This is a genomic window from Segatella sinensis (assembly GCF_040095255.1).
Lineage (GTDB): Bacteria > Bacteroidota > Bacteroidia > Bacteroidales > Bacteroidaceae > Prevotella > Prevotella sinensis.
Map to the genome: position 1 here is coordinate 1 of NZ_JBBNGE010000074.1, position 10,533 is coordinate 10,533.

At 40.7% G+C, this 10,533-nt stretch carries 12 protein-coding genes; 9 read left to right on the plus strand and 3 right to left on the minus strand.

Annotated features, from left to right (window positions below):
- Nucleotides 1-57: 57 nt before the first annotated feature.
- The 7 genes from AAAT87_RS14090 (at nucleotide 58) to AAAT87_RS14120 (ending at nucleotide 7,458) form a co-directional block, all read left to right on the plus strand.
- Nucleotides 58-2,175 (plus strand): AAA family ATPase, encoded by a 2,118-nt coding sequence (locus AAAT87_RS14090; RefSeq protein WP_349226765.1) that lies wholly within the window; start codon nucleotides 58-60, stop codon nucleotides 2,173-2,175.
- Between the two features lie 2 nt (nucleotides 2,176-2,177).
- Nucleotides 2,178-2,780 carry a glycoside hydrolase family 15 gene (locus AAAT87_RS14095; protein WP_117587916.1) on the plus strand — a complete coding sequence of 201 codons (603 nt, stop codon included), beginning with the start codon at nucleotides 2,178-2,180 and terminating at the stop codon, nucleotides 2,778-2,780.
- A gap of 21 nt (nucleotides 2,781-2,801) precedes the next feature.
- Nucleotides 2,802-5,051 carry a hypothetical protein gene (locus tag AAAT87_RS14100; protein ID WP_349226759.1) on the plus strand — a complete coding sequence of 750 codons (2,250 nt, stop codon included), beginning with the start codon at nucleotides 2,802-2,804 and terminating at the stop codon, nucleotides 5,049-5,051.
- Between the two features lie 405 nt (nucleotides 5,052-5,456).
- Complete coding sequence (locus AAAT87_RS14105) at nucleotides 5,457-5,771, plus strand: HigA family addiction module antitoxin (RefSeq protein ID WP_349226760.1); 315 nt, start codon at nucleotides 5,457-5,459, stop codon at nucleotides 5,769-5,771.
- 49 nt (nucleotides 5,772-5,820) lie between these two features.
- Nucleotides 5,821-6,039: a DUF2442 domain-containing protein gene (locus AAAT87_RS14110; protein WP_412458997.1), complete on the plus strand. Its 219-nt coding sequence runs from the start codon at nucleotides 5,821-5,823 to the stop codon at nucleotides 6,037-6,039.
- A gap of 53 nt (nucleotides 6,040-6,092) precedes the next feature.
- Complete coding sequence (locus AAAT87_RS14115; protein WP_349226761.1) at nucleotides 6,093-6,305, plus strand: DUF3791 domain-containing protein; 213 nt, start codon at nucleotides 6,093-6,095, stop codon at nucleotides 6,303-6,305.
- 4 nt (nucleotides 6,306-6,309) lie between these two features.
- Nucleotides 6,310-7,458: an acyloxyacyl hydrolase gene (locus AAAT87_RS14120; RefSeq protein ID WP_349226762.1), complete on the plus strand. Its 1,149-nt coding sequence runs from the start codon at nucleotides 6,310-6,312 to the stop codon at nucleotides 7,456-7,458.
- On the opposite strand, the gene AAAT87_RS14125 is transcribed toward AAAT87_RS14120, so the two are convergent.
- Nucleotides 7,426-7,917, minus strand: coding sequence for a GAF domain-containing protein (locus AAAT87_RS14125; RefSeq protein WP_296972029.1), 492 nt, complete (start codon nucleotides 7,915-7,917; stop codon nucleotides 7,426-7,428). The two genes, AAAT87_RS14120 and AAAT87_RS14125, sit on opposite strands and share 33 nt — an antisense overlap.
- A 184-nt stretch (nucleotides 7,918-8,101) precedes the next feature.
- On the opposite strand from AAAT87_RS14125, the gene AAAT87_RS14130 reads away from it, so the two are divergent.
- Complete coding sequence (locus AAAT87_RS14130; protein WP_349226763.1) at nucleotides 8,102-8,650, plus strand: NUDIX hydrolase; 549 nt, start codon at nucleotides 8,102-8,104, stop codon at nucleotides 8,648-8,650.
- A gap of 64 nt (nucleotides 8,651-8,714) precedes the next feature.
- Nucleotides 8,715-9,047 carry a cupin domain-containing protein gene (locus tag AAAT87_RS14135; protein ID WP_022122055.1) on the plus strand — a complete coding sequence of 111 codons (333 nt, stop codon included), beginning with the start codon at nucleotides 8,715-8,717 and terminating at the stop codon, nucleotides 9,045-9,047.
- A 182-nt stretch (nucleotides 9,048-9,229) separates the two neighbouring features.
- Here the strand turns inward: AAAT87_RS14135 and AAAT87_RS14140 are convergent, their stop codons facing one another.
- Nucleotides 9,230-9,619 carry a VOC family protein gene (locus AAAT87_RS14140; protein ID WP_349226764.1) on the minus strand — a complete coding sequence of 130 codons (390 nt, stop codon included), beginning with the start codon at nucleotides 9,617-9,619 and terminating at the stop codon, nucleotides 9,230-9,232.
- A gap of 57 nt (nucleotides 9,620-9,676) precedes the next feature.
- The gene (locus AAAT87_RS14145; protein ID WP_264964618.1) at nucleotides 9,677-10,411 is read right to left on the minus strand and encodes a hypothetical protein; all 735 of its coding nucleotides are present in this window, start codon (nucleotides 10,409-10,411) and stop codon (nucleotides 9,677-9,679) included.
- Nucleotides 10,412-10,533: the final 122 nt, after the last annotated feature.

Consider the following 10,533-nt stretch of genomic DNA (forward strand, 5'->3'; position numbering starts at 1 on the left):
GAATATGTACAATAAAAGAATTTTGGTCGTTTTACAAGTAAATTCTCACGAAACCCTATAGGTTGCGGATTTGAGGGCTATTACAAGTCCAATGTTTTTGAACTTGTAAATGGTCTTAACCTCATCATTGGTTCTAATGGTGACGGTAAGACTACGTTTTATGAAGCTTTAGAGTGGTTGTTCCGAACTGATGGAACATCAAAGGCAGATACAAAGTTGATTTCCAAGAAGAGAAGCGAAGAACTTTCTGCCGATGAATCTGCTGATGTTCGTGTGGCAATGACATACGAACACAAGGGGTATGTCAAGACTTTAGAAAAAAGTTTTCATTTTACAAAGTCTTATGATGGTGAAATTACTACCTCGAATTTCTCTTTTGATTTAATAGAAGAAAACGGGGGTGAAAGAATGCGACGCGATGGTTTAAAATTTGATTATGATTTGCCTTCCGAGATTCGCAAATACACTATGTTTAAAGGAGAAAGTGATCTTGATGTATTTCAAAGTTCAAATGCATTAAAGATGTTGGTTGAGACCTTCAGCGATGTCAAGGATTTTGAGGCATACTTCTCTTTTATGGAATACTCTACAAAGATGGCAGAGCAGGCACAAACAAATGCTCAGAAGTCTGATCGTAAAAATAGTGAGAAGATTGCTCAGCTCAAGCGTACTATAGAGCAAGAAAGTAGTACATTGGAAGACATAGAAAATGAAATTAGAAATAAGGAAGATGAGGCATCTAATTTTGCTGGTCTATTAAAAAGTATTGAGCAAAGCAAAGAAGCTTCAAAGTTGCTTGTTAATGTCAATAGACGTATAGACACTTTAACTAATAAACGTGCGCAAGTTCAAGCATCTATTAAAGAAGATTATACAATCAATCTTCTGGATGATATGTGGATACTTATGGGTTTTGAGGATATTGCTGAGGAATATTCTCAAAAGATTAGTGCGGTCGATAAAAAACGAAGAAAATTGGAGAATGATTATTTGCAGACTGCTGGTGCGGAAAAAATAATTAAGAAAATGCAAAAGGAAACTTCTTTTGTACCATTGCCAGTGCACATTCCTGGTCAAAAGATAATGCAGGAAATGCTCGACGAAGAAGTTTGTAAAATTTGTGGTCGTCCAGCTAAAATGCATAGTGAACCATGGAATTATATGCTTCAGCGCTTAGAGGAATACAAGAATTCTTTAAAGGTCGATGAAGATGAGGAGGTAAAACCATATTATCAGAATGAATATATCGTTGAGTTACAAAAGCGAGATACGATTCTAAATGATAATCTTGCCGAAATAACCAAGCTTCGTCATCATATACAAAAGGTGATTTCTAACAATAATCGTTTGCATGATGAAATCAAGAAAATAGACGCAAATTTGAATAATGAAATTGAAGCTAAAAAGCGTATCTTGGCACAAGCTGATGGATTAACAGAAGAACAGCTCTTGTCTCATTTAGAGAATATTTCCAATTGGATGGATTTAAAGAATAAGGCAGTAAGTCGATTGGAGGTATTGAAGGGGCAACGCATTAATCATCGTAAGACTCTTGAGGAGGCACAAGAAAGTTTGGGTAAATTGGCAGAAGGTACTTCTGCTGCTTTATATGCAAAGATTGCTGCACTTATTCGTCATATTTCTGCAGCATTCAAGTCTGCTAAGGAAACCAACAAAAAGCGTCTTCTTCATTCAATTGAAGATGAGGCGAATGTTTTCTTAGAGAGCTTGAATACTAATGATTTCAAGGGTACTATCCGTATTCTGGAAAAGGCTAATGGACAAGGAGAGGCGGTTCTTATGAATAGTGATAATACAAGAATCTTCAATCCTAATACTGCTTTAAGAACAACTTACTTGATGTCGGTATTATTTGCTATTGGCAAGTTGGCTACTCAAAGAAGTGAAACTGAGTTTCCTTTGATATTCGATGCTCCAACTTCTTCTTTTACTGATGCTAAGGAGACGGAGTTCTTCAATGTGATTAGTAATTTGGATAAGCAAGTTGTTATCGTGACAAAGAGCTTCTTGAAGGAAAGCTATGATGGCAATTTAGTCCTTGACCAGAACAAGGTTAATGAAGTTTCTGGTAGAGTGTTCCGAATTGAAAAGAAGAAGCCTTTCGATGATAAGGATCTAGCAACAATCCAAACAGTTATAACAAAAGTAAAATAACAATGGCAGAGGTTTTAAATAATATAGAGGAACTTGTTGATAAAAACGAGAAACTCATAGATATATGGGGACGTAGAAATCCCAAATTTGAAATAAAATACGAGAAGACCGTAATGAGAGCTATCTCGGATTATGGTGTTGGTGCATCTGAGAATACTAGTGCAAGAGGCAAAGTGTTTGGTTCTGGATATGAGCCTTATATCATGGCGTTTTTTATCGGTTTGTATGCAGGTAAGAAACTGCCATTATCAGAAGAAACAAAGGTCTTGGGACAGAATTTGGTCTTTTGGGGTACTGCTGAAGCACGAAAAGGGCGCAAAGCTTATCCTGCGTTGCGTTCTTATATATTTATGGCTCTTGTGGCAAAGACAGACGTAGATTGGATAGCCTTGGATAAAGGTGAAATAAAGCCTAGTACCGTTGTTTCTCAATTGATAACTACAATGGAAGAGTATGCTAATTATGGCTTCTCTGTTATGGAAGATAAATTAAAGGAAGATAAGGGATATTTCTTTTCTCATCGTTCCTTCTTGGATATGTTTTTACAATTAACCTCCAAAAAGGTTGATGATGAACATGATGAAGAGGAGCCAGAAGAATTATAAAGTAATATAGAAAGGGAAAATATGGACTATGTAGAGGCTTTTGAAAATTTAAAGCCGAATGAGAAATATGGCCGTAAAACTCCACATAAGGCGGTTCTTTTGCTTACCATTATAGAAATGTGTGAATCGGATGAGATTTATTCTAATGAAATTAGATATAATCAGCAGCTGATAGATACTTTTCATAAAGTATGGAAAAGAACCCTGCCTGATGACGATTCTTTATTTGTGGATGCGTATTTCCCATTCTGGACTATGCAAAATGAAGAATTTTGGCATCTTGTTCCCTATCGTGGCAAAGAAGAGAACTTGACTCTGCTAAAAGAAAGACAGGTTAGACCTTCTGAGAGTAAAATCAAGGAATGTGTTGATTACGTGGAACTTGATGAGGATCTGTTTTTCCTTATGACTTTACCGTCAGGACGTTCTTCTTTGAAGCGTGCTCTATTAGAGAACTATTCAGCTCTTACTGAAGAGAAAATAGGTGAATTGGCAACAAGTAAAGACAATGCCATAGATAAGTCTATAGAGGCTTTGGCGGAGTACCAAAAGATTTTGTCATCTGAAAATGAACCCAAAAATAATCTTGTGGCAGAGTCGTGTGATGAGGAAAAGCAGAACCTTTTTTATGCTTTAGATGAAGATGTACAAATTCAATTAAACATTGAATACTATACTTTCCTCAAGGAACATAAGGCTGAGAGAGAAATGTTTAGATCATTATGTCCAACGGTCTTTGATTTATATGATAAAATCTCGGCTCATCCAGTAAAGCAGGAAGATGTAACAAGTTCTTTGCTGTATCTTTATGAGAACTTCTTGATGGATTTAAAAGTAAATCTTTTAGGTGTGGATGCAACATTAAGTTTGGTAGATTGTATTGAAAATGCTATCAACCAGCTTCATGCTCATGAGCATCAAGCGGATGTGTTCATCTCGAATATAGGAACAGAAGATAATACTCTAAAAATGGAAAAGTTTTCTGGTGATTCAACGCTTTCTGATGATTCTGTATCTTCTGACGATGACGAATCTTCTGCCGTGAATTGTAGGAGAAAGGATTTGCCATGGACAGAGAATGAAGAAGAATTACTTTTACTTTGTTATGAAAAGGGAAAAAGCATAGAGGATATTGCTAGTATTCTAGGGAGACCGCAGAACTCAATTAAGTTGCGTCTCGTCAATTTAGGAAAGATAAAGTATGATTTTACACAAAGTGAAAATACTGAAGGTTCTAAAAATACTGATCAGGAATTGGCAACTCTTGATTTTTATGTTGAGAATATGGAGAGGCTGTGCTTTATCTTGAACAGAAATGGTGAACGTGTCTATTCTACAGATGGAAAATTGAAAATTCTGCATGGTAGGCTCTATCGTTTCAATTACAAAGATGATATTTGTTTCACAGTTAAGAACATGGTGTGTACAAATGGAGTTTGGGATAAGGGCGAGAAGACAATAGTTGCTTATATGCAAACTGATTTGTTCCCGTTATTGGATAGAACCCATTATCTGGACCAAATTGAGGATATTAAAGAAGGTAGTTGTATGCAGCAAAATCAAATTCGTGTCGATGGAAAATGGTATGATTTTGATGGTAATTTAATAGGTAGAGCAACAGAACAACTCCCTGATATATTGGGCAATGTTGAATGTGAAGGAATCCAGGTTCGAAATGCAGGGAAAGATTTTGTACCCAAAGGAGGACTTGAACTTATCACCACAAAGTTATGCAGTTCTTACGATTATTTTTGGTTGATGGCCCTTGTTGATTTGGTGAATGTTCACCAACATGCCTGTGTGTTCGATTTCGATGAAATAGCATGTATGATGATAGCTGAGGCTTGGAGGCTGTTGGACGAATATCCTCATCTTAAGACGAATAACGAGTCTTTGGTTGAGTGTATTGAGTTCTTAATCAATGAATCTGAGGATAATATGGAGCAAAAACTAGGTTGGACTACTCCAAAATCCCAGGTGTTTAGTGCTGTCAAGGACTATCCGATGAGTGGTATCTTTGAGGACTTAGTAGATGAGCTTGTAGAGGAATCTCCTGCTAATGTTCTAAGATTATGGTTGGATGATAGGGATGAGCGAGATTTAGTGTTGCATTCTGCCAATTATGTAAATCGGTGCTTGTATTCGTTGCATCTCAAGAAATTTGATTCCTTCATAGAAGTTAATCCTATATGGAAGAAGTATTTGGTGAGTGAGCAGTCTAATCTATTGTCTTTCATACAAGATAGTTTAGTTGCTTTCCTCAATCGATAACTGCCGATGGAGGATTGGTCAGTTACTTTCTAATTCATTGTAGCAAAGAAATAAAGTAACAAACGGTGGAGGCTTATCTATAGCCATCACCGTTTCTTCCAGTTTATGCTTGGTAGAATCGAAAAGTTGGTGGGGTTCATCAGATGAAGGTCACCAAACCTAAATATCTTGAAAACAAAGACTTGCAAAATAGATATTGTGACATATTTCATGAAAAAGATCTGAGTTGCAAGTCGGGAAGTAATCAAATCTTATGATTTTTAACATAGATAATCACAATTATAGTTGTTTAGCAAAAGTTTCCTTCACAAAATTTGTGAATATCGAATTTATATATTATCTTTGCAACATCAAACTATTATAAATAATGTAGTTATGAGCAACGATAAAAAAACAATAAAGGAAATGCGGGCAAACGATATGACTCCGGCTTTTCCTACGCATCCTGGAGATGTTCTGAAGGATGAGATAGAATATCGTGGAATTTCTCAGCGACAGTTGGCTGAGGAAATGGGTATTGCCTATTCTGCTCTGAACGAAATTCTGAATGCACGTCGCCCTGTGACGGAAAAAACAGCTTTGCTCTTTGAGGCTGCACTTGGAGTGAATGCTGAGTCTTTGTTGAAAATGCAGATGAGATATAATCTGCAATCTACAAAAAGTGATACTACTTTTATGGCTAGATTGGCGAAGGTAAGGAGGGTGGCAGCAGCCTTGTAAAAAAGCTGAAGAGAAGATATGAATAAGAAACAATCCGCACTAAAAGTAGATAGCATACTGGAGTACTACGACAATCCTCAATTCTTTTAACCGTTGGAGTCGTCTGGCAAAGGCTACAAAGGAACAGCGCCAGAGGTTCTTTCTTAGTAGTTATGGAATTCATTGGTCTGAACTAGATGAAGATCTTAGTTTCTCTGGTCTGTTTTCTGATGCTGGTCTTTGCAACAGCAAAGATGATGAGAATGCGATTTATTATAGCGCAAACTAATCGGATAGATTTTGTAAGCGTAGCAATAGTGGTATGATTAAAAAGCAGAAGTTATGAATAGTGATAATATTGATTTTGTAACATATTGCATTGGCAACTTATCTCGCAGATTGGGATTGAATGCTCGTGATGTATATCAGCGTCTAAAGACTTCTGGTATACTTACTGATTATATTATCCCAAGCTATGATGTGCTCCATACTTTTAGCAAGGAGTATCTGATGGAAGATCTTATTGATTTCATGAAAGAGAAAGGAGTGCTCTAGAATAATGAAACTAAGTTTATTGGTTATATCCATGTTTGCTGCCATGGCGTTGCCTGCCTCCTCGCAGGAGGATAGCACCAAGACTATACACCGCATCGCACTGGATGCGGTGCCATCTACCATATTTCATACTAACGAGTTTCTGCGTGGAGGGAATGATGAGGCTCGGACGATGAATCACGACATGACTTTTACGCTGAAGTATGCCTTCATGAATAAGGAGGAGGTGAGACCTGGCTCCATCTATCAGGGGGCGTATCAGGGTGTAGGCTTGGCTAGACATGAGTTTAACCAGTGGCTGGCAAACCCGATATCCGTGTATCTGTTTCAGGGGGCACCGATTGTGAACCTATCCCGCAGGGTGTCGCTCAACTATGAGTGGAACCTGGGTATGGCGTTCGGATGGAATGCCTATGACGAGCTGAACAATCCAGAAAACAAGGTGATTGGCTCAAAGGCAACGGCATATATTGATGTTGATTTGTATATGAAGTGGATGCTCTCGAAATATCTCGACCTGAATGCCGGTATTTCGCTGACTCATTTCTCTAATGGTAATACCACTTATCCTAACATGGGACTTAATACGGGTGGCATAAGATTGGGACTGGCTTATTACATCAACCGACAACCATTGGCTGTGCCGAAGGTGGAGCGGGAGAAGCTGCCGGATAGCCGTGGTCTTTACACGGATGTGGTATTGTATGGCGCATGGAAGCAGGGTATAGCACATGATGGTGTGTCGAGCTATCTGCTGGATGGCAAGTATGCCGTGATGGGCTTCAATATCAACCCGATGTACCGGTTGAACCCGTGGCTGAGTTTGGGTGCTTCGCTTGATGGTGTGTACGACCGTTCAGCTAGCAGGGAGAATGATTCTTGGGGCGAGGTGGTGAATCATAAGTTTAGTACCCAGGCTGGTCTGGGGCTTTCGGCTCGTGGCGAGTTTGCCATGCCTTATTTCAGCATCAACTTCGGTGTAGGAACCTATCTGTTTGGCAATCGCAACGATTTCAGGGGTGTATATGAGGTGCTTGCCCTGAAAATTCATGTGAGCCGACGTGCCATGCTGCACATCGGCTACAGTCTGGTGGATTTCAAGACTCCTAACAATCTGATGCTAGGCTTGGGATGGCGCTTTGGCGGCAAATAATTCTGCCACTTTCTCCAGCCATTCCTTGTCAATGTCATCAAAGGTATCGAGGTGTTCACTGTCAATATCCAGTACGGCGATCACCTCACCGTTTCGGATAACGGGTACAACAATCTCTGAACGGGAGGCACTGCTGCAGGCAATATGCCCTGGAAATTTTTCAACATCTTTTACCACGATGGTTTCCGCCTTGTCCCAAGCCGTTCCGCAAACTCCCTTGCCCCTTTTGATGCGGGTGCAGGCCAGCGGTCCCTGGAAAGGACCCAGCACAAGAGTTCCGTCGATGACCCGGTAGAAGCCCACCCACCAGAAGTGGAAGGTGTCCATGATGCATGCTGAAATATTCGCCATATTGGCGATGATGTCGCTTTCGCCCTCTACGAGCGACTTGAGCTGAGGGAGGAGCGTGGCGTAAAGTTCCTCCTTCGTTTCTCCTTTTATAATAAGATGTTCTGCCATGATGTCTTTACTTTTCAATTCTGTCTATCATCTGTTTAGATATTCTATCTCTGCAAAAGTAACAAAAATAATTGAAAAACTGTCTTTTTTATAGAATTATTTTTATCCTTTCAATCTTTTTTTGTACTTTTGCACCATCAATTTAAATGAAGAAGTAGTCTGATTTTAAAAAATAGAAAAAGATATGGCTGATAAAGATATGAAATGGAAGACGCTCTCGCAGAAGTATCTGATAGAGAAGCCTTGGCTCACGGCACGCGTGGATAAGGTGGAATTGCCTACGGGTGCCATCATTGATGAATATTACGTGCTGGAATATCCTGACTGGGTGAATACCATCGCCATTACGAAGGACGGAATGTTCGTATTCGTGCGTCAGTATCGCTATGCAATAGGGAAGACGGTGAATGAGCTCTGTGCCGGAGTGATAGAGAAGGGCGAGGACCCGATGGATGCTGCCAAGCGAGAGCTGATGGAAGAGACTGGGTTCGGTGGCGGAAACTGGCAGAAGTGGATGACGATTTCGGCTAATCCGAGCACGCATACCAATCTTACCCATTGCTATCTGGCTACGGATGTGGAGCGCATGGATGTGCAGCATCTTGACCAGGCTGAGGATATCGAGGTTAGCCTCTTCTCCAGGGAAGAAGTGAAGGATATGCTGGAGAAGGGAGAAATCTGGCAAAGCCTGATGGCCGCTCCGCTCTGGAAGTATTTTGCGAAAGCAAAGTAAGCTGCAGGGCTTCATTTATAAAAACCAAGTAAATATTAGACATTAAACAATAAACATAATAAAGATGGTAATAGATTTCGAAAAGATTGCTGAGGCTCATTTGGAGGGCTTCAAAGGTGGACAGGGTAAACTCGATACTCGTAACTATGTGGATGACAAGGTGAAGATTATGTATTCTACCTTGCGTCCGGGTGCATCAACTGGTCTTCATACTCATGAGGGCAACTGCGAGATTATCTATGTGGTAAGCGGCACTGCTACTTTCCATTATGATGATACCGTGGAGGAGGTTCGACAGGGACAGGTGCATTACTGTCCGATGAACCATGCTCATTATATGGAGAACCTCACCGACCATGATCTGGTGTATCTCGCCATTGTGCCTGAGCATCATTAATATCCCTGGAGTATCAGGGAAAAACACATCATGTTCCTCCTGAGGAAAATGAAAAAATAGAAAGTCCAACTCGGATGCCTCTCTTATAAAAAGGCTCCAAGCTGGACTTTCGTCATTCTTATCTCTCTCTTTCTTATATTGCTATAGTCATCTGTTTTTTATCTAAAAGAATATGCTGCTGATTATAGTTTCTCGCAGAACTCGATTTTCTCCTTGTTTGGACCTTCGATGGTGAAGAACTTTACGCCTTTCTCCCAGAATGGAAGACCATTTACCTGCTGATCCAGCATCTTGAAGGTGCCGGCTTCCTTCACTACCTGGAAGAGATCGTCTATGTTCTTTACATCGATGGCGATGTGGTCGATGGCTCCATATTCCATCTTTGCCTGGTGGTTCTGATAGGTTTCGATGATGAGATTGTGGAGTTGGAGGAAGGCTACTTCCTCGGTGCCGTTCACTGTGCGGAGGGCTGTCTCGAAGCCCAGGGCATGATAAAATTCAATGGTCTTGTTGATGTCGTTGGTAGGAATGCCGATGTGCTGCACACCTGTTGTAAAATCTTTAATCTTCATAATGAATTTGTGTTTAGATGATTGTTATGATAAAACTTTCTGTGTTTTTTTGAAGATTTAGAAGCGGATGATTTCTGCTCCAATCTGGAAATAGCTCTCGTTGCTCTGCGGATTCCACATGCCCTTGGCATAAACCGGAACGGTGTAGTTGCCGAGCTTGAGGTCGTGGGAGGCTTGCAGCGATATGTGAACGATGCCTGCCGTGGTTCCGAAGAAGTGGGCATTCTCGCCAGATCTGTTCAGGGCGAAGGCTCCACCTACTCCTGCATCTACCTTCCAGCCATCCTTCTGGTAGATAGGGTATTCCGCATAGGCGAAGGTGGAATATTTCTGCTTCGTATTGTCGCTGTTGCGGTCGCGTCCGAAGACTACCGTTGACCAGCTCAGGAGCAGTGGAAACTTCTCGTCCTGAAACCGGTAGCTTAATGTAGCATCGAGGAATCGGCCCGTGGTATGAGCAGAGTAGTTCCAGTATTCCTTATTATTATAGCTGGCGCCAGGGGAGAAGTTGTAGGTGTCCCACAGGGCGAATCCCCAACCGCCAGCCTTCAGATTCAGATAATGGTTAAACTCCTTGTAGGAGCCTTCCGAGTTGCAGCCACCCCAAAGTCCCACGGTAACGTGGTCGTTGACCATCGTATAGCTCAGGTCGGTGAGGAGGACGATGCCGTCGGAAACTTCCATGCCACGCCACAGATGATTGTTCTGCACGTTGGCTTTCAGATGGAGCTGTGCCTGGGCGTTTCCCAGGCAAGCAGCCATCATCAAAACAATAACTACAATTCTTTTCATGGTTTTACTACAAAATAAACTTTTTGAACCTAACTAAAACTTACTAAACCTAAAATCCGCAACTATCATCCAATACACGATTAAGGGTAGATTTATGAGTCGTTAGTAGCAGCTTTCAGTAA

What these genes read in the sequence shown, in the direction of transcription:
- AAAT87_RS14145 (WP_264964618.1), bottom strand. Translation starts at nt 10,411, where the DNA reads ATGAAAAGAATTGTAGTTATTGTTTTGATGATGGCTGCTTGCCTGGGA.
- AAAT87_RS14135 (WP_022122055.1), top strand. Translation starts at nt 8,715, where the DNA reads ATGGTAATAGATTTCGAAAAGATTGCTGAGGCTCATTTGGAGGGCTTC.
- AAAT87_RS14125 (WP_296972029.1), bottom strand. Translation starts at nt 7,917, where the DNA reads ATGGCAGAACATCTTATTATAAAAGGAGAAACGAAGGAGGAACTTTAC.
- AAAT87_RS14140 (WP_349226764.1), bottom strand. Translation starts at nt 9,619, where the DNA reads ATGAAGATTAAAGATTTTACAACAGGTGTGCAGCACATCGGCATTCCT.
- AAAT87_RS14105 (WP_349226760.1), top strand. Translation starts at nt 5,457, where the DNA reads ATGCGGGCAAACGATATGACTCCGGCTTTTCCTACGCATCCTGGAGAT.
- AAAT87_RS14115 (WP_349226761.1), top strand. Translation starts at nt 6,093, where the DNA reads ATGAATAGTGATAATATTGATTTTGTAACATATTGCATTGGCAACTTA.
- AAAT87_RS14095 (WP_117587916.1), top strand. Translation starts at nt 2,178, where the DNA reads ATGGCAGAGGTTTTAAATAATATAGAGGAACTTGTTGATAAAAACGAG.
- AAAT87_RS14100 (WP_349226759.1), top strand. Translation starts at nt 2,802, where the DNA reads ATGGACTATGTAGAGGCTTTTGAAAATTTAAAGCCGAATGAGAAATAT.
- AAAT87_RS14130 (WP_349226763.1), top strand. Translation starts at nt 8,102, where the DNA reads ATGGCTGATAAAGATATGAAATGGAAGACGCTCTCGCAGAAGTATCTG.
- AAAT87_RS14120 (WP_349226762.1), top strand. Translation starts at nt 6,310, where the DNA reads ATGAAACTAAGTTTATTGGTTATATCCATGTTTGCTGCCATGGCGTTG.